This is a genomic window from Vibrio sp. SG41-7 (assembly GCF_014164465.1).
GTDB classification, from domain to species: domain Bacteria; phylum Pseudomonadota; class Gammaproteobacteria; order Enterobacterales; family Vibrionaceae; genus Vibrio; species Vibrio splendidus.
Map to the genome: position 1 here is coordinate 1 of NZ_JACJFF010000067.1, position 17,647 is coordinate 17,647.

The 17,647-nt window shown below is 44.5% G+C and carries 16 protein-coding genes and 1 pseudogene; 6 read left to right on the plus strand and 11 right to left on the minus strand.

Translation table 11 applies throughout. The annotated features are described in order from the left end of the window. Window positions 1–949 precede the first annotated feature (949 nt). The 3 genes from H5300_RS16955 to aspA form a co-directional block, all read right to left on the minus strand. A complete protein-coding gene (locus H5300_RS16955; protein WP_017077582.1) occupies window positions 950–2,398 on the minus strand; it encodes a YfcC family protein in 1,449 nt (482 codons plus the stop codon). A 542-nt stretch (window positions 2,399–2,940) separates the two neighbouring features. Beyond that, entirely contained in the window at window positions 2,941–4,248 is a 1,308-nt protein-coding gene (locus tag H5300_RS16960) for an anaerobic C4-dicarboxylate transporter (protein WP_004729714.1), read from the minus strand. A 170-nt stretch (window positions 4,249–4,418) separates the two neighbouring features. Then, window positions 4,419–5,870: an aspartate ammonia-lyase gene (aspA, locus tag H5300_RS16965; RefSeq protein WP_004729713.1), complete on the minus strand. Its 1,452-nt coding sequence runs from the start codon at window positions 5,868–5,870 to the stop codon at window positions 4,419–4,421. Window positions 5,871–6,154: 284 nt separating this feature from the next. Here aspA and H5300_RS16970 point away from each other — a divergent pair, with 284 nt between their 5' ends. Next, on the plus strand, window positions 6,155–6,679 hold the full coding sequence (locus H5300_RS16970; protein WP_004729712.1) for an FxsA family protein: 525 nt from the start codon (window positions 6,155–6,157) through the stop codon (window positions 6,677–6,679). A gap of 175 nt (window positions 6,680–6,854) precedes the next feature. Here H5300_RS16970 and H5300_RS16975 read toward each other — a convergent pair whose 3' ends face one another. The 4 genes and pseudogenes from H5300_RS16975 to H5300_RS16990 all read right to left on the minus strand — a co-directional run bounded on the left by H5300_RS16975 (window position 6,855) and on the right by H5300_RS16990 (window position 10,174). Next, a complete protein-coding gene (locus tag H5300_RS16975) occupies window positions 6,855–7,334 on the minus strand; it encodes a tRNA (cytidine(34)-2'-O)-methyltransferase (protein ID WP_017077584.1) in 480 nt (159 codons plus the stop codon). A 77-nt stretch (window positions 7,335–7,411) separates the two neighbouring features. After that, window positions 7,412–8,029 (minus strand): annotated as a pseudogene (locus H5300_RS16980) (superoxide dismutase). 76 nt (window positions 8,030–8,105) lie between these two features. Next, the gene (gene cpxA, locus H5300_RS16985) at window positions 8,106–9,485 is read right to left on the minus strand and encodes an envelope stress sensor histidine kinase CpxA (protein ID WP_004729709.1); all 1,380 of its coding nucleotides are present in this window, start codon (window positions 9,483–9,485) and stop codon (window positions 8,106–8,108) included. Further along, window positions 9,485–10,174 carry a response regulator gene (locus tag H5300_RS16990; RefSeq protein WP_065607424.1) on the minus strand — a complete coding sequence of 230 codons (690 nt, stop codon included), beginning with the start codon at window positions 10,172–10,174 and terminating at the stop codon, window positions 9,485–9,487. The genes cpxA and H5300_RS16990 overlap by 1 nt, the downstream gene beginning before the upstream one ends. A gap of 187 nt (window positions 10,175–10,361) precedes the next feature. Between H5300_RS16990 and H5300_RS16995 the strand changes: the two genes are divergently transcribed. From H5300_RS16995 to pfkA, 3 genes are all read left to right on the plus strand, one after another. Further along, window positions 10,362–10,871 (plus strand): CpxP family protein, encoded by a 510-nt coding sequence (locus H5300_RS16995; RefSeq protein WP_017077588.1) that lies wholly within the window; start codon window positions 10,362–10,364, stop codon window positions 10,869–10,871. A gap of 163 nt (window positions 10,872–11,034) precedes the next feature. Beyond that, window positions 11,035–11,943 carry a CDF family cation-efflux transporter FieF gene (fieF, locus tag H5300_RS17000; protein ID WP_026012358.1) on the plus strand — a complete coding sequence of 303 codons (909 nt, stop codon included), beginning with the start codon at window positions 11,035–11,037 and terminating at the stop codon, window positions 11,941–11,943. 316 nt (window positions 11,944–12,259) lie between these two features. Further along, on the plus strand, window positions 12,260–13,222 hold the full coding sequence (gene pfkA, locus H5300_RS17005; protein WP_004729705.1) for a 6-phosphofructokinase: 963 nt from the start codon (window positions 12,260–12,262) through the stop codon (window positions 13,220–13,222). 146 nt (window positions 13,223–13,368) lie between these two features. Here pfkA and tpiA read toward each other — a convergent pair whose 3' ends face one another. After that, window positions 13,369–14,139, minus strand: a complete 771-nt coding sequence (gene tpiA / locus H5300_RS17010) for a triose-phosphate isomerase (RefSeq protein ID WP_004729704.1) — start codon at window positions 14,137–14,139, stop codon at window positions 13,369–13,371. Between the two features lie 249 nt (window positions 14,140–14,388). Between tpiA and H5300_RS17015 the strand changes: the two genes are divergently transcribed. Both H5300_RS17015 and H5300_RS17020 read left to right on the plus strand, forming a co-directional pair. Then, window positions 14,389–14,736 carry a 5-carboxymethyl-2-hydroxymuconate Delta-isomerase gene (locus H5300_RS17015; protein ID WP_017077592.1) on the plus strand — a complete coding sequence of 116 codons (348 nt, stop codon included), beginning with the start codon at window positions 14,389–14,391 and terminating at the stop codon, window positions 14,734–14,736. Between the two features lie 86 nt (window positions 14,737–14,822). Continuing rightward, on the plus strand, window positions 14,823–15,245 hold the full coding sequence (locus H5300_RS17020; RefSeq protein WP_017077593.1) for a DUF805 domain-containing protein: 423 nt from the start codon (window positions 14,823–14,825) through the stop codon (window positions 15,243–15,245). 118 nt (window positions 15,246–15,363) lie between these two features. Here H5300_RS17020 and H5300_RS17025 read toward each other — a convergent pair whose 3' ends face one another. The 3 genes from H5300_RS17025 to glpX all read right to left on the minus strand — a co-directional run bounded on the left by H5300_RS17025 (window position 15,364) and on the right by glpX (window position 17,604). After that, complete coding sequence (locus H5300_RS17025; protein ID WP_182796485.1) at window positions 15,364–15,711, minus strand: DUF3135 domain-containing protein; 348 nt, start codon at window positions 15,709–15,711, stop codon at window positions 15,364–15,366. 102 nt (window positions 15,712–15,813) lie between these two features. Next, the gene (locus tag H5300_RS17030; RefSeq protein ID WP_004729698.1) at window positions 15,814–16,434 is read right to left on the minus strand and encodes a metalloregulator ArsR/SmtB family transcription factor; all 621 of its coding nucleotides are present in this window, start codon (window positions 16,432–16,434) and stop codon (window positions 15,814–15,816) included. Between the two features lie 162 nt (window positions 16,435–16,596). Further along, window positions 16,597–17,604 (minus strand): class II fructose-bisphosphatase, encoded by a 1,008-nt coding sequence (gene glpX, locus H5300_RS17035; protein WP_004729697.1) that lies wholly within the window; start codon window positions 17,602–17,604, stop codon window positions 16,597–16,599. Between the last annotated feature and the right edge of the window lie 43 nt (window positions 17,605–17,647).

Consider the following 17,647-nt stretch of genomic DNA (forward strand, 5'->3'; position numbering starts at 1 on the left):
ACGAGTAGAATCGTGCATCTGCTCGAGTTGCAGCTTTTGTTGAGGAGTCAGTGTAATTTTCATGGGTCTTAGCATGATCCTGATTTTATCGAAAATCAAGCACCTTCATTGATCACGGGTATAGAACTTACTCATGATCGTCTCTCTCTTATATATTTGAATTACTTTTATTGCTAAGAGTAATTATTTATTTTCAGTTGAGAAGAATGAATTATTTTATTCATATCTCTTGTCTGGAATTAATATTACGCCTGCCAGTCAGGTATTCTTAGAGATCTATCACAAATCGTTTTTTATCCCGCAGCCCTTTAAAATTAAGGGTTTTAACAAACTTTATGCACTTTCAACTATTGTCAGTCTTTTCTAAATAGTTAACTCCTTGGGAATATTATGCATGCTTTTTTCATTCGCCTAGCTAGAACCCGATTTGTGAGGGATTATATGCAGAATAGTTTTATTGATAATAGTGTGCTTAGTTTGGAAGTATGCAATGTTAGTATTTATATATTTAATTTTGTACGTAGAATTAATTATTATTTAACAATTTAAATGCGAATAAAGCTATTGTGGTCACACTTTATAATTGAGCTTTTTAAGCCAGTTTTCTATAAAAATCACTACTATTTCCTCTTTGGTTATTACTGCGTAAATTACCTTAAATATAATTAACGCTAATAAATGACTAAATATTTGTATAAATATAAGAGCGAAGAATAGTTGGCGATTTATTAGCTTTAACCTTGATGTTTAAACGTTGGCTTACTCTTTTTCGCAAGTGGTTTTTGCTTGTTTAAGCTTTGCTACTGAGATAGGTCATAGAGAGGCGTTAAATGAAGCGTGTGCAGCTCGGCAGGTTGTTTTGGTGATCGGGTTGGAGTTGGATTAAATAGCAATAAAAAAAGCCGCTATGGAAGCGGCTTTGGATGAGAACGGAGTGAAGTGCTTTAAGTTAGATCAGCGCACCAATACTCAGTACAACGATGCAGAACACCATTAAGATACCGACTAATGGCATTACCCATTTAACCCAGCGAACATAAGGGACGCGGGCAATCGCCAAGCCACCCATCACAACCGCAGAGGTCGGGGTGATTAGGTTCACCAAGCCAGATGCCGATTGGTAAGCGGTGATCACAAGGTCACGACCTACGCCAGCAAAGTCAGCCAATGGTGCCATGATTGGCATAGTCAGTACCGCTAACCCTGACGTTGATGGTACTAAGAATGACAATAGAATCTCTAAGAAGAACATCACGTTAATAAAGATAACTGAAGAAAGCCCCGTCACCATTTGTTCTGCAGAGAACAGAATCGTATCGGTGATCATACCGCGGTCCATCACGACCACGATACCACGCGCGATACCGATGATAAGCGCTACACCAAGTAGGTCGCGGGCACCATCAATGAAGCTAGTCGTAAACTCTTCTTCGCTCATGCGAGCTACAATACCGACAATGATTGTCGCGGCTAAGAACATCGCGGAGATCTCTGCCATCCACCAGCCAGCCACCGATACACCGTAAATCATCACAGCGAAAGATCCACCGAAAATAGTGAGGATTAATTTACGCGTTGTGGTGAAATCAAGTTTTTCGTCGCTCGCGTTACCAAGGAAGTGCGCTTTGTTCTCTTCGTATTTGTCGTAGACAATCGATGTTGTTGGGTCAGCTTGAACCATTCTTGCGTAACGCATGACGTAGGCAACACAAATTATCCAACCAATAACGAGCATGGCAATACGCAGCACGATACCGTCAGTAAATGGGATACCAGAGGCGTTGGCAGCGATCACGGTTGCGAATGGGTTAATCGTTGACCCTAGCACACCAATCCCTGCGCCAAGCAGTACGGTCGCAGCAGCAACAAGAGGATCAAAGCGTGCAGCCATCATTACTGGTACTAGCAGCGTATAGAATGGCAGTGATTCTTCAGCCATGCCGTAGACGGTACCGCCAGCAGCAAACAATGCCATCAGTATCGGTATCATCAACTCTTCTCGCCCTTCTAGGCGGGCGGTGACGCGTTCGATACCGGCATCGATGGCGCCAGTTTTGGTTACTAGCCCTAAGAAGCCACCAATGATTAAGATGAACAGCGAAACATCGATTGCTGCAGCTTCATAGCTATTGTGGTCGTAGAAACCGTCAATAGGTGCGAGTAGTACGTCAATCACACCTTGAGGGTTACCTTCTACTGCTTGATAGGTGCCGGTTACCGGTACTTCTCGACCTAACTCTTCATTCATTGCTCGGTCGTATTGACCTGCTGGAACAACCCAGGTAAGCAGGGCTACGAATGCAATTAGAATAAATAGAATGGTGTAGGCAGAAGGGAATTTAAAGTTGGCAAAGAAGCCGCCCTTTTTTTTCTCGCTTGGTATCGTCTGAGTCGTCATGGCTATCTCCTTACATCATCCTAAATAGAATTGACGTGAATTAGCGACTAATGTTTATAGATTGTAAATACAGTGACATTTATAAAGCATTCAACGATATAAAACTCTTGTCCTTATAGAGCGAGCATCTATATGACGTTGCCGACTTTAAATATAAGTATCTTTATATTTATATATCCAAATGAATTAAGATTTAATTTAACTGCGGTTATTTTATTCCTTACGTCGGAATTTAAGTTTGGTATTGTTCACAAAAATAGTGACCAATGAATAGGCTGAAAAACGTTAGAAAAAGAGCAAGGTTTTTTGGTTAGTTAGCTTGGATTAATATTCGATGTGAATTAGAGGGAAACAAGGGGTGGTTGCGTTGGCAGGCATTGTTAATGAATGGCGTGAATATTATTGGAATTTTATTCAAACTTTATTTTTATTCGGATTTTTAGGTTTATAATGTTTATTTGATACGTATCAAATAAACACATTGTGCAGAAAAGAAAAAAGGAAGCCGAAGCTTCCTTTTAGGTTTGGTTTTTCAGCGAGTGTTAGATAAACAGACCGCCGAATGCGAAGCCGAGTGCTACCGCTGTACTGATTGTTGCCACACCAGGAATGAAGAATGGGTGGTTAAATACGTACTTACCAATACGAGTTGAACCTGTGTCATCCATCTCAACCGCTGCCAGTAGCGTAGGGTAAGTTGGAAGTACGAACAGTGCACTTACCGCAGCAAAAGAAGCCACGGCTGTTAGTGGTGCTACGCCAATCGCTAGAGCTGCAGGCATCAGTGCAACCGTTGTTGCGCCTTGAGAGTAAAGCAGCATAGAAGCGAAGAACAGAACAAGAGCCAGCATCCAAGGGTAGTCAGCCAGTAGAGCACCAGCAACGTCTTTGATTTCAGCAACGTGTGCATTCACAAACGTTGAACCTAACCAAGCCACACCCAGTACACATACACACGCAGTCATACCAGAGCGGAATGTTGGAGCCGAAGAAATCTTCGCTGCATCAATCTTAGTGAACATCACGATTGCCGCTGCTGCTGCCAGCATCACAGACATGATCGCTTCGTTACGGCCTAGTGCTGGGTTTTCAATTAGGCCAACAGAGCTAGAGATAGCGGCTGCGTAGCAAACAACAAAACCAATCGCTGCAAGGAAGATGTAAGTCGCCTTCTTCGCTGTTGGTAGAATTTCGCGTTTCTCTTCTGTTGCTAGCTTGATTAGACCTTTCTCTAGACGTTCTTGGTAAATAGGATCGTCTTTCAGTTCGCTGCCCATGTAGTTAGCGACAACCGCACCAACCATACAAGCGATGAAGGTTGTTGGAATACAAACCATCAATAACGTTAGGTAATCGACACCAAAGGGTGCCAGCATCGCTGCGAAAGCCACAACTGCTGCCGAAATAGGCGAAGCTGTGATCGCAATTTGAGAGGCCACAACTGCGATAGACAGTGGACGAGAAGGACGAACACCTTGGCCTTTTGCTACTTCTGCAATAACAGGCAGCGTAGAGAATGCTGTGTGACCAGTACCCGCCATCAGTGTCATTACAAAGGTCACAATCGGCGCGTAAAAGGTGATACGTTCAGGGTGTTTACGCAAAAAGTTTTCTGCAATTTGTACCAACCAGTCCATACCGCCAGCAACCTGCATTGCTGCAATTGCGGTGATAACCGACATGATGATCAAAATTACATCGACCGGGATAAAAGATTGGCTTGTTGGAACACCAAGAATTAATGAAAGGGCAATAACACCAGCACCACCGGCAAAACCAATACCGATACCGCCAATTCTGGCCCCCAAAAAGATAAAGAGCAGGACGACAAATAGTTCTACTGCAATCATAAGTAACACCTCATTTTAGATTTTATTATGTGAACATTCGCCACTGGAATGTTCACATAATAGTTCTATGGTTAAGCAAGAACGCAACTAACGGAAATCCACAAGATCAGCAGGGTTAACCGTATTGGAGCCTAAAAAAGGGCTCCGTTTGGAGCCCTTTCTCGCTACCGTTATTCGTAGCGTTTAGCTTTATACTGAGGATGCATCAGATTTTCAACAGAGAAAATGTCATCAAGTTCTTCTTCGCTCAATAAACCGCGCTCTAGAACCACATCACGAACACTCTTGCCTGTTTCCGCACAAATCTTACCAACGATGTCACCTTCGTGGTGGCCAATGTATGGGTTTAGGTAAGTTACGATACCGATAGAGTTAAATACGTGAGATTCACATACTTCTTTGTTTACAGTAATGCCGTCTACACACTTGTCGCGTAGGTTCACACATGCGTTTGTTAGGATGTCTAAAGACTCAAACATGCTTTGTGCGATAACGGGTTCCATTACGTTCAGTTGAAGTTGACCGCCTTCTGCTGCGAAAGAAACCGTGTTGTCGTTACCTAGAACTTTAAAGCAAACTTGGTTTACTACTTCAGGTACAACTGGGTTTACTTTAGCAGGCATGATTGAAGAACCCGCTTGCAGTTCCGGTAGGTTTAGCTCGTTGAAGCCAGTACGTGGACCTGAAGAAAGAAGACGTAAGTCGTTACAGATCTTAGACAGTTTAACGGCTAGACGTTTAAGTGCGCCGTGCGTCATTACGTATGCGCCACAGTCAGACGTTGCTTCGATTAAATCTTCAGCCGCTACACACTCTAAGCCAGTTACTTCTGCTAGGTGCTTAACTGCTAGGCCTTGATAACCCGGTGCTGCGTTCAGACCAGTACCGATAGCTGTTGCGCCTAGGTTAACTTCAAGCAGTAGTTTTGAAGTGTATTCTAGGTTTTTGATTTCTTCGTTGATGGTTACAGCCCAAGCGTGGAACTCTTGGCCAACCGTCATAGGTACAGCATCTTGAAGTTGAGTACGACCCATCTTCAAAATTGTGTTGAATTCTTGGCTCTTAAGCTCAAATGCACCTTTTAGGTATTCGATAGCATCGATCAGTTTACGAACGCTGTTGTAAACAGAGATGCGGAAGCCCGTTGGGTAAGCACAGTTTGTAGATTGGCTGCGGTTTACATGGTCATTTGGGTTGATGAACTCGTATTGGCCTTTTTCTTTGCCCATAAGTTCAAGTGCCACGTTCGCAACGACTTCGTTCGCGTTCATGTTTACAGAAGTACCAGCACCACCTTGGAAAACGTCCGATGGGAACTGATCCATGCACTTGCCCGTGTCTAGAATGAGGTCACAAGCTTCGATGATGTATTTAGCCACTTCGCTTGGAATTACACCTAACTCTTTGTTTGCTAAAGCCGCTGCTTTCTTTGTCATCACCATACCGCGAACGAATTCAGGTACATCTGAGATCGTTACATTTGAGATGTTGAAGTTTTCAACTGCGCGTAGAGTGTGGATGCCGTAGTAAGCATCAGCCGGAACATGACGTTGACCTAATAGATCTTCTTCGAGACGAGTAGCTTGAGGAGCTTCAACTTGAGCTTCTGATTGAGTAGCCATAACAGGATCCTTAGAGAATTATTCTGATTATATAGTTAGTTATTAGCCTATTCTGTGTGCAAATACTCCGTTCGCTAGAATATTGGGCTGATAAATCCGTCCTGACTTATGTGGCACATGATACTGTACTTAGCGCATAAAAATATTAAGTTGATCACCTTTTTCGTTTTTGTTTCGTCAATATTTAGCAAACTTATTCCGGGTCAATAAACACGCTTATTTACAGGATAAATTTGAGATTGGTAGGGCTTTCAGCGTAAACTGGACGTAACAAAGGAGGGCGTGTGTTTCCTATCTTATTATTACTCTTTATCTTCGTACCCATCATTGAGATTGGGCTATTTATTCAAGTTGGTGGCTTCTTAGGATTGTGGCCAACTATCGCGTTGGTTCTGATCACTGCATTTGTGGGTGCATCGCTGGTTCGTAGCCAAGGCATTCAGACACTTATGTCTGTTCAAGGTCGGTTGCAACAAGGCGAAATGCCAGCACAACAGATTCTTGAAGGCGTGATGCTTGCGGTTGCAGGCGTATTGCTGCTGACTCCGGGATTTATGACGGACGCACTCGGTATGTTGGTATTGTTACCAGCACCAAGAGCGATGATTGCCAAGAAAATGATGGAAAAAATGGTGGTGACCAATATGTCTGGTGGTTTCCATGCGGGTGGACAAGCTGGTTTTGGCCAGAGCCCATTTGGACAAGACCCATTCAATTCAGGTCCATCTGACCAATCAAAAGATGGCAACACCTTTGAGGGTGAGTTTGAGAAGAAAGACGACGACAACGATCGTAACCGCTTAAACTAATCCGTTTTTTCTCTCTTCTTTATATAGAGGGAAAAACAGAAAAGGCTCTTACCTTTATCCTTCGCAAGAAAGTGATAATGGTAAGAGCCTTTTTTATTGCATGTTACCTGCTATTTACGATTACTAGCTGGAACAGGTAACAGGCCGTGCGAGCGGTTATTTACTGAGATTGGTATTATACCGCGCCTTCAAATCCCATTTGTCGCCATGCTTCGAACGCAATAATGGCCACTGCGTTAGACAGGTTCAAGCTGCGTGCTTCTGGCATCATTGGAATACGAATACGTTGCTCCATTGGCATACTTTCGATGAACTCAGCAGGCAGACCGCGAGACTCAGGGCCAAACATCAGTACATCACCTTGTTGGAATTTTGCATCCACGTGGTGACCTGTCGTTTTAGTGGTGCAAGCAAAGATGCGGAAATCACCCTCGCGTTCATTCTCTAGATACTCAAGGAAGGCTTCTAGATTCTTGTGACGCTTAACTCGTGCAAGGTCGTGATAATCTAAGCCCGCACGACGAACTTTTTTCTCTTCGAAATCAAAACCAAGCGGCTCGATAAGGTGCAGGTTTGCGCCGCAGTTAGCTGATAGGCGGATGATGTTACCCGTATTGGGCGCGATTTCTGGTTCGTATAGAGCGATATCAAACATGTTGGTTCACAAGAATAATCAAAGATAGCCAGAGTATACGGTGGCAAGCTGAGTGAGTACAGTTCGCCACCCTCAGCTTACGCTTGGTTCGCTAGTGCCTGCGCGTAGTTTTCAGATACCGCATTCCAATTCACTACGTTCCACCATGCATTGATGTAATCAGGACGACGGTTTTGGTAGCTGATGTAATAGGCGTGTTCCCAAACATCGAGTGCAAGAATGGGCTCGCCGTTACTGGCAACCGTATCCATCCACGGATTATCTTGATTTGAGGTCGAGATGATCTTCAGTTGTCCTTCTTCAACCACTAGCCAAGCGAAGCCTGAACCAAAGGTATTGATTGCCGCTTGAGCGAACTGATCTTGGAATGTCTCGAAATCTCCGAAAGTACTTCTGATAGCCTCGCCAAGCTAGCCCGTGGCTTCACCACCACCGTCTTGCGACATGCAGTTCCAATACAAGATGTGATTGTAGTAACCGCCACCATTATTACGAACCGCAGGGCTGAGCTGAGAAATGTTAGCGAAGATCTCGGTCAGAGACTGTTGCTCTAGCTCGCTGCCAGAAACAGCCGCAACAAACTTATCGTAGTAGGTTCTATGATGCTTGCTGTAATGCACTTCCATCGTCTTAGCATCAATGTAAGGTTCTAGGGCGTCGTAAGCGTAGGGTAAAGCAGGGAAAGTGTGTGACATGGTAAATCCTCCTTAATTAGAGGATTTACCATAGTGATAATAACAATCATTATCAACTGTGATCTTTGTGGGGGTATTATACCGGCAAGATTGGCAGGGTGATTTCGAGTTGTAATCCACCGAGCTGGCTACGGCTTGCAGTGATGGTTCCGCTGTGTTGGCGAATCGCACTTTCTGTAATGGTGAGGCCAAGCCCAGTACCACCTGAATTACGATCGCGTGCCGTTGAAACGCGGTAGAAAGGTCTGAAGATAGAATCCAGTTCATCCTCCGGGACACCATCACCGTTGTCATTGACGCAAATCGTCAGCTGATCTTGGACAACATGGAATTGCACATCGACTTGGTCTTTGCCGTAGTAGATAGCATTGCGAGTAATATTGTCTAAGGCACTCATCAGCAGCTTAGGATTACCCGAAATAGAACGCTCTGGGATCTCTGAAAACGTCAGTAATTTACCCATCTGTTCAGCTTCAAACTCTGCATCTTTTAAGATCTCTTCCCATAAGCTCGAGATAGGTTGAACCTCACGAGTAATGTGGCTGTCGACCTGCATACGAGATAGCGTCAGTAGCTCACTGATCATTTGTTCCAAACGCTGCGCTTCGGTATCAATACGTTCTAATTCTTGGCTCTCACCTTGCTTACGAATTGCCAGTGCATTGGCCATGCGTAGACGAGTCAATGGCGAGCGCAGTTCGTGTGAAATATCAGAAAGTAGTCGCTGTTGCCCTGAAATCATCTGGTTTACCGCTTCCACCATTTGGTTAAAGCTTTCACCTGCTTGTCTGAATTCTGAGGTGCCTTTTTCGAGCTGAGGATCGACCTCAAATTGACCTTTTGCTACACGTTGCGCAGCGCGCTCTAGCCTACGTGCGGGTTGACTCAATGCCCAAGCTAGCCATAGTAATAGCGGGGTACTCGCTAGCATTACCGCAAGCAACAGTTGTAAAGGTCTATCAAACAGTCGTAGCAAAAATGGCGGTGGTTGGTTCCATTTTACTCCGGCATACATCAGTAATTCTTCACCAGCGAGTGTGATAGGTACTGGCCCTGCCACCATGTAGTGTCCGTATAGTTTCTGTTTTGGTACTTCAGGGTTATCAATCGAGGTAACAAAGTTGCGAATCGCCTTAAGCTTATAGTCCGAATGTCTTTTTGACGTAAGGACAGCGCCTTCTAGGTCGGTCAAATAGATGCGAGCACGAGAATCCTTGCGGCTACGTGGTGCCTCAAGTTGGAACACAATTTTGCCTAGATTAGGTTCTTTGGCGTAGCGTTTCTCTGTGATTTTAGCGATACGCTCGAGTTTATCGAGGTGATCTGCGGGCACATCTCGCGCCACTCGAGGGTCTAAATGGGGAAGTGACAGCACCGACAAAAGCACCAGTAACATGGTGAACCAAAAGATAGCAAAGATACGTCCATATAAGCTGGTGATTTTAGGGATGCGCATTAATCTTCCTCTACCAATAAGTAGCCACGGCCTCGTAAGGTTTTGATGCGAGACTTACCATCGCTGCGCTCTGGAATCTTCTTGCGTAGATTGGATATGTGCATGTCTATCGCGCGGTCAAACGCCGCCAGCCTTTTGCCTAAAACATCCAAGCTCAGTGCTTCTTTGGTGATCACTTGCCCCGGGTTTTGGATGAGATGGCTCAGCAAAGCGAATTCTGTGGTGGTGAGATCGATAATCTGTCCATTACAGTAAGCCTCTTGCTTGCCAGGGAAGACTTCGATGTCTTGGTATTGAATGATGTCGCTGGCTGATTTAGGCGCGGTGTTAGTCTGTGTTCTACGCAAGATGGCACGAATACGAGCGAGCAGTTCTCGGTCACTGAACGGCTTTGGCAAATAATCATCTGCGCCAAGTTCAAGGCCAATAACACGGTCGATCTCTTCGCCTTTGGCAGTCAGCATCAATACTGGTGTTTCCCAGTTTTCTCTCAGTTTCTTTAGCGTTTCCATACCGTTAAGGCGCGGCATCATCACATCCAGAAGAATCAGATCAATCTCATCATTGATAGCGTCAAGTCCCGCATAGCCATCATTGGCTTCGGAAACAGTGAAGCCCTCAAAGCTCAGGATGTCTTTCAGTAAGCTGGTTAGTTCTGTGTCGTCATCAATAAGAAGAATGTTCGCCATTGGGAAGCCTTAATCGGTTATCTACTATTTACACGTTAATAATACTGCTAATTATTCGTCAACTTTCACTCTTTACGATTCTTTACGCTTTCTAAACGTCACTTTACGAGGGAAAGACTAATCTATATCTAAGCGCTGAGAAACAGACGCAATACATGACTTATTATACCGAATCGAGGCAACAATTATGAAAATGACTAAGAAACTTGTACTAGTAGCAGCGGCACTTCCACTTATGTTAGGTACAGCGAGTGCGTTTGCATACGGCGGTGGTGATAAAGGTGATCACAAAGGTATGCACGGTAAGTGTGGTGGCTTCGATAAGAAAGTGATGCGCCAACTAGACCTGACGGATGCTCAAAAAACAGAACTAAAAGAGATGCGCGAAGCGAACCGCGCTGAGATGAAAGCAAAACACTCAGGCAACAAAGCAGATAAAATGGCGCAAATGAAAGCGCATCACGAGAAAGTTCAAGATCTAGTTCTAGCTGATACTTTTGATGAAGCTGCAGCAAACGACCTAGCAAGCCAAATGGTTGAGAAGCAAACAGAGCGTCGCGTAGCAATGCTTAAGAAGCAACACCAAATGATGAGCGTACTAACGCCTGAGCAAAAGACTCAGCTGAAAGAAATCCAACAAGAGCGCATGGCGAAGTGTGCTGACAAAATGGAAAAACGCATGAACAAAGACAAGTAATTCATGGCTTGAGAAAGCTGAATTGATTGAAAGTGTTTAGAAAAAAGCGGCCTAGTGCCGCTTTTTTGATCTTTAAAAATGAATGTATTACATCATGGCTGTCATATTCAATCGGTTGTTTGCGGGTTATACTTTGTGCTATCAGTCACTTTACAGCCAATTTATGAAACAAGAATACGCACGTTTAGTTACGCTCGCCGCTTGGGCTGCCACCATCATTGCTTCCATATTATTGGTTGTGAAGGTTGCTGCGTGGTGGGTGACAGGTTCAGTCAGTTTATTAGCTTCTGTGGTTGATTCGCTGTTGGATATCGCCGCTTCTGTCGTCAACCTAGTGGTGGTTCGCTACTCTCTTCAGCCTGCCGATAAAGAACATACCTTTGGTCATGGTAAGGCTGAGTCTCTTGCTGCATTAGCGCAGGCAATGTTTATTTCCGGTTCCGCTTGTTTCCTTATTCTTAATGGTATTGAGCGTTTCTTCCGACCGCATGAGCTGAACTCTCCTGAAATTGGTATTTATGTCAGCTTGTTCGCGATCGTAATGACCTTTGGTTTGGTTCGATTCCAAAAACATGTTGTCAGCAAAACGGGCAGCCAAGCGATAGCCGCCGATTCACTGCATTATCAATCCGACCTTTATATGAATGCAGCGATCATGCTCGCGCTAGCACTGAGCTGGTTTGGCATTGGTCAAGCGGACTCGGTATTCGCGATTGGTATCGGTATCTACATTCTTTACAGTGCCTACCAAATGGCAACAGAAGCCATTCAATCTTTGCTTGATAGAAAGCTGCCAGATGAAGAATTAAAACAGATAAAAGAGACATCGCTGAGTGTGGAAGGTGTGCTTGGCGTGCATCAACTAAGAACGCGTCGTTCAGGGCCTGTTCGGTTCATTCAATTGCATTTAGAACTCGAAGATAATATCCCACTTATTGAAGCGCACCGCATTTCTGACGAAGTAGAAGACAAGCTTATCTCCGTTTTCCCTGATGCTGATGTATTAATTCATCAAGACCCGTATTCGGTCGTATTTGGACCAGAGAAGCAGCAGAAATTTCACTCATGGTAAGCGGGCTAAAAAAGGGTTGGCAAATGGTAAGTAGGTGGCTTTTGAACTAAAGTGAGTAAAAATTACTAATTCTTCGGTGATTCAAAAACCACCTTAGTAACAATTAATGTTGATTCTGATGTGAATCAACAAAGTTACTGAGTAAAACTGTAATACTCTTACAGAAGTAGAAATGTTACATAATTTTACGCGATTTAAGTGCTATTCCTGTTGAGGAAATGTAACATAACGCACAAATATAGATTTAAAATCTTGTTGATATACAATCAGCAAGAATAAGAATTGAATAATAGATTCCCAAAAATCGAGGGTGAGCATGATTAAGAAGATCGGTGTTTTGACCAGTGGTGGTGACGCTCCAGGCATGAACGCAGCAGTTCGTGGTGTAGTTCGTACTGCGCTATCAGTTGGCATTGAAGTTTACGGTATTTACGATGGCTACCAAGGCCTTGTTGAAGACCGTATCGAAAAGCTTGACCGTTCAAGCGTATCTGACGTGATCAACCGTGGTGGTACTTTCTTAGGTTCTGCACGTTTCCCTGAGTTCAAAGACGTTGCTGTTCGTGAGAAAGGCATCGAGAACCTTAAGAAGCACGGTATCGAAGCACTAGTTGTTATCGGTGGTGACGGTTCTTACATGGGTGCTAAGAAACTGACTGAGATGGGTTACCCATGTATCGGTCTTCCAGGCACAATCGATAACGATATCGCGGGTACTGACTACACAATCGGCTACCTAACAGCGCTTAACACTGTTATTGATTCAATCGACCGTCTTCGTGACACGTCTTCTTCTCACCAACGTATTTCTATTGTTGAAATCATGGGCCGTCACTGTGGTGACCTTACGCTTATGTCAGCAATCGCGGGTGGTTGTGAGTACATCATCACACCTGAGACTGGCCTAGATAAAGATCAGCTTATCAGCAATATCCAAGATGGTATTGCGAAAGGTAAGAAGCACGCAATCATCGCTCTAACTGAGTTAATGATGGATGCGAATGAACTAGCGAAAGAGATCGAAGCTTCAACAGGTCGTGAAACTCGTGCAACGGTTCTTGGTCACATCCAACGTGGTGGTCGCCCGACTGCATTTGACCGTGTACTGGCTTCTCGCATGGGTAACTACGCTGTTCACCTTCTTCAAGAAGGCCACGGTGGTCGTTGTGTTGGTATCGAGAAAGAAGCGCTTGTTCACCACGACATCATCGACTGTATCGAGAACATGCAGAACCCAGACCGTTCTGAGCTGTTTCGCGTTGCAGAAGAGTTGTTCTAAGCCACGCTTAGCGTTCGCTTAAAATATTAAAAGCCGCTGATTGTTCAGCGGTTTTTTTGTGCCTGTTGTTTTAAAACCAAATCTCAGGCAATAAAAAAGGCCAACCTAAGTTGACCTTTCATTTAATCTAAACGGTGACGTTTAAATTAAGCTTTTGCTTCAGCTGCTGCTTTAGCGATAGCTGCGAAGCTTTTCGCGTCTAGAGCTGCGCCGCCAACTAGAGCACCGTCGATGTCTGGTTGTGCGAAGTAAGCTGCTGCGTTTTCTGGCTTAACAGAACCGCCGTATTGGATAACAACTTTCTTAGCAACGTCTTCAGATTTCTCTGCGATGTGTGCACGGATTTGAGCGTGGATGCGTTGTGCATCTTCAGCTGTAGCTGCTTTACCAGTACCGATAGCCCAGATTGGTTCGTAAGCGATGATAGCGCCTTCAAGAGCTTCAACACCTTGAGTGTTGATAACAGCGTCAAGTTGACGAGCACATACAGCAACAGTTTCGCCTGCTTCGTTTTGTGCATCAGACTCACCGATACAAAGAACTGGAGTTAGGCCGTTCTCTTTTAGGAATGCGAATTTCTTAGCAACGAATTCGTCAGACTCAGCGTGGTATTCACGACGTTCAGAGTGACCGATGATGATGTGAGATGCGCCGAACTCTTTAAGCATTGCTGGAGACATGTCGCCAGTGAATGCACCGCTGTTGTTTAGGTCAGAGTTTTGAGCACCTAGGATGATCGCGCTGCCCGCTTCAGTAAGCGTACGCTCAGCAAGATCAACGAAAAGTGCTGGTGGAGCAACTGCTACGTCTACGCCTGTTACGCCTTCAAGTTCAGCGTTAAGACCGTTTAGTAGATCAACAACCATTTCTTTGCTGCCGTTTAGTTTCCAGTTACCCATAACTACAGGATGACGCATAGGAATATCTCCAAAGTATTTAAATAAATCGAATGTAAAAAAGTAAACTTTATTACGAAATAATATAACAGAATAATATCAACAGATCATGACTGTGGTCATGACTTTCTTGGATCTTACTCAATGGTCAGAGTAGATTTTGAGCATATATCAGTGATCCGGCAGACAGAATAATAGCTAACTTCTCGGATTTTTCATCGTTAGTTGCTATTAAGGGACAAACGATTGCGTTAACAATAGGAAGTAATAATGCCGAATCTAGTTCTAGAGTACTCAAATTCAGTGGATGAGCGAGTGAATATCCAAGGTTTACTAGAAGATCTTCATCAAGTTACATTAAACTGCGGTTTGTTTGATGTACCTTCTGTGAAGTCTCGTTCACTGCGCTGTCATAACTGGTTGGTCGGTGATGAAGAGGACAATGTGGATTTTGTTCATATTAGCTTCGAGTTACTTTCAGGACGTACCGAAGAACAGAAAAGAGAATTGTCGCGTTTGTTGATGCAAACCTTACAAGAACAGGCAAGCCATATCCGTAGCCTAACGGTCAACATACGAGATATGGATAAAAGTTGCTTTCAGAAAGTGATGAATTAGCTTAAAAGAATCAACTAACTAAAAGTGATTAACTGACTATTTGCTGCTAACTTTTTGGTAGCGTATTAATTTTTTGAGTATTTAAGATGTCGATGAAAGATTTACTGCTCTCTTTCAAAGGGAGAATTGGTCGTAAGACTTACTGGATTTGGAATATTTTCTACTATATAGCGATTACTGGTTTCGCTACTGGTATCTCTGTTTTATTCCCTACTTACTCTTACATCCTGCTACCAATCTTCCTGTTGCTGCTAGTGATCCCAGATCTGGCGGTCACTGCTAAGCGCTGGCACGACCGCAATAAGTCGAACTACTGGCTATTGCTGAATGTGCCACTCGTGCTAGGGCGCCTTGCTTCACCAATGGCAGCGACCACGACAGAGCCAGTATCGCCAGTTCATATGGCGGCAACGGTTGCTGCATTAGTGTGTGGCTTATGGATTCTGATTGAGTGTGGCTTGTTGAAAGGCACAGAAGGCCGCAATGATTACGGCGAAGATCCCGTTTAAAGGTTGAATGATTGAGAAGTAAGAAGGGAGCCTTGTGCTCCCTTTTTATTTTTAAGGCGTTTTTCTTTGAATGGGTTTTTGGCGCTAGTACATTTCAACAGTTAGTCTATTGTAACGGTTAGTATATTTTTGGCTCTGTATTTGGCCTGAAAGGCACGACATTTTCAGGCAGAGATTCTTCAAAATCGCAGCGGCCTTTGAGTGCATCTTGGAATTTACAGACCTGACAGCGCAGCTCTTGCATCAGAACAACATTAGCGTGATGTGGATTCTTGCAGCGGCTGACGACTAAATCGATATGACTTTGTTGAGCGCGAAGCCTGTTTTGCATGGTCTCTGAGGCTGAGCAAATCATCTGTTCGCACATCTCGTGTTTGAATTGATCGAATGCTTTCGGATCGCTTTTCGCGAGTTGGACCAGTTCATCAAAAGGGGGCAGTTTTTGATTGGGCTGTGGATGTGCCATGATTCCTTCCTTAGCATTAAGCATGTTTCATATGCTTTAAGCTTAAGAAAGAAATTTGTACAAATTTTAATCTATTGGTGTTTTCTCAACATTGAGACAGGATCAGTAACTTGGCGTTAGAGTATAAGTACAACGACGCTCGCCAGTAATGATGTGTTCAGTGCGGCTCACATGACATTCATCTTTGAGTAATTCTTTGAAAACATTGAGCTCAGATTGGCACAGGCTAGGGCAGCGAGTCGCAGCCTTGCAGATAGGGCAGTGGTTCTCGATCAAGATGTAGTGATCGTCATGCTCTTGAAGTTCAGCCATGTAGCCTTCGTCTTCACGCAGCTGGGTGAGTTTTTTAAGCTTGCTGATCAGCGAGTCACAATCAGACAGCGCGGTTTGATATTGCTTAAGGGTGTGTTGTTCACGCTCGGCCGCAACCTTAGCTAACCCCTCTTTACCAAACAGATTCTCGACAGCATCGATCACTTGAATCGTGAGCTCACCGTGTCGATCTGAAAATTGACCATGGCCTTGTTGAGTCAGGGACCAATGGCGAGTTGGGCGACCTACTTTTACTTTAACATCATGAAACGCAAGAATACCGTCATCTTCCAAACTTTGTAGGTGCTGTCTGGCACCCATTGTCGTCATGCCAAATTCTTCTGACAGTTGTTTCGCGGTTACCGCGCCTTGACGCTTAATGGTCTGTAAGATTTTGTCGCTTGTTTTCATACTATCTCTACCTAATGAACCTTACTATTATGAGGCAAGGTGTTTATAAAGCAAACCATTTACTATGGCGTAGGTGAAATGCACAGGTTATTGATGGCCAATAAAACAAAAGGCTGATACTTGGTATCAGCCTTCGCGTGTTCTGTTGAACCTAGTTTAGGTTTACAGGATGTGACCAATCACTTCTGGGTCTTTACGTTCTAGATAGTGAATAGACTTGATGCGACGAATAGTACGGCAGCGACCACGGATAAGCAGTGTTTCTGTGGTTGCGATATTGCCTGTACGAGTGATGCCTTCTAGTAGGTCACCCTTAGTAATACCCGTTGCAGAGAACACAACGTTGTCGCTACGAGCCATGTCTTCCATCTTCAACACGATACCCGCCGTTACGCCCATTTCTGCACAACGCTCTAGTTCAAGCTCACCGTGTTTGCGGTTCTCTTCTGTATCGCCTTTTACTTCATGACGAGGAAGCAGACGTGCGTGCATGTCGCCGTCGAGTGCGCGAATAACCGCAGCCGAAACCACGCCTTCAGGCGCGCCGCCGATGCAGTACATTACGTCGACTTCACTGTCTGGCATACACGTTAGGATAGAAGCAGCAACATCACCATCTGGCACTGCGAATACACGAACGCCCATCGCTTGCATGTCGGCAATCACTTGATCATGACGTGGCTTAGCCAATGTGGTTACTACCAGTGTATCGAGTGTTTTACCTAGTGCTTTGGCGATGTTTTCTAGGTTTTCTGTCAGTGGTAGTTCTAGGTCAATCACGCCTTTTGCACCAGGGCCAACAACCAATTTTTCCATGTACATGTCTGGCGCTTTTAGGAAGCTACCTTTTTCGCCTGCAGCCAATACAGCCAATGCATTTGATTGGCCCATTGCTGTCATGCGAGTCCCTTCAATTGGGTCAACGGCGATATCTACTGCATCACCGCCAATACCGACGTTTTCGCCGATGTATAGCATAGGTGCATCATCGATTTCACCTTCGCCGATAACGATCTCGCCGCTAATTTCGGTTTTGTTCAGTAGGCTACGCATTACTTCTACAGCAGCGCCATCTGCAGCGTTTTTATCGCCGCGGCCAAGCCACTTGTAACCAGCTAGTGCTGCACCTTCAGTGACACGAGAGAATGACATTGCTAAATCGCGTTTCATGCGGACTCCAAAATTTTCAAAAGGGGAATAGAAATTTCGCGGC

What these genes read in the sequence shown, in the direction of transcription:
- aspA (WP_004729713.1), bottom strand. Translation starts at nt 5,870, where the DNA reads ATGGCTACTCAATCAGAAGCTCAAGTTGAAGCTCCTCAAGCTACTCGT.
- H5300_RS16960 (WP_004729714.1), bottom strand. Translation starts at nt 4,248, where the DNA reads ATGATTGCAGTAGAACTATTTGTCGTCCTGCTCTTTATCTTTTTGGGG.
- H5300_RS16990 (WP_065607424.1), bottom strand. Translation starts at nt 10,174, where the DNA reads ATGGCGAACATTCTTCTTATTGATGACGACACAGAACTAACCAGCTTA.
- H5300_RS17030 (WP_004729698.1), bottom strand. Translation starts at nt 16,434, where the DNA reads ATGAAAACAAGCGACAAAATCTTACAGACCATTAAGCGTCAAGGCGCG.
- H5300_RS16975 (WP_017077584.1), bottom strand. Translation starts at nt 7,334, where the DNA reads ATGTTTGATATCGCTCTATACGAACCAGAAATCGCGCCCAATACGGGT.
- H5300_RS16955 (WP_017077582.1), bottom strand. Translation starts at nt 2,398, where the DNA reads ATGACGACTCAGACGATACCAAGCGAGAAAAAAAAGGGCGGCTTCTTT.
- cpxA (WP_004729709.1), bottom strand. Translation starts at nt 9,485, where the DNA reads ATGCGCATCCCTAAAATCACCAGCTTATATGGACGTATCTTTGCTATC.
- glpX (WP_004729697.1), bottom strand. Translation starts at nt 17,604, where the DNA reads ATGAAACGCGATTTAGCAATGTCATTCTCTCGTGTCACTGAAGGTGCA.
- H5300_RS16995 (WP_017077588.1), top strand. Translation starts at nt 10,362, where the DNA reads ATGAAAATGACTAAGAAACTTGTACTAGTAGCAGCGGCACTTCCACTT.
- tpiA (WP_004729704.1), bottom strand. Translation starts at nt 14,139, where the DNA reads ATGCGTCATCCTGTAGTTATGGGTAACTGGAAACTAAACGGCAGCAAA.
- H5300_RS17025 (WP_182796485.1), bottom strand. Translation starts at nt 15,711, where the DNA reads ATGGCACATCCACAGCCCAATCAAAAACTGCCCCCTTTTGATGAACTG.
- H5300_RS17015 (WP_017077592.1), top strand. Translation starts at nt 14,389, where the DNA reads ATGCCGAATCTAGTTCTAGAGTACTCAAATTCAGTGGATGAGCGAGTG.
- fieF (WP_026012358.1), top strand. Translation starts at nt 11,035, where the DNA reads ATGAAACAAGAATACGCACGTTTAGTTACGCTCGCCGCTTGGGCTGCC.
- pfkA (WP_004729705.1), top strand. Translation starts at nt 12,260, where the DNA reads ATGATTAAGAAGATCGGTGTTTTGACCAGTGGTGGTGACGCTCCAGGC.
- H5300_RS17020 (WP_017077593.1), top strand. Translation starts at nt 14,823, where the DNA reads ATGTCGATGAAAGATTTACTGCTCTCTTTCAAAGGGAGAATTGGTCGT.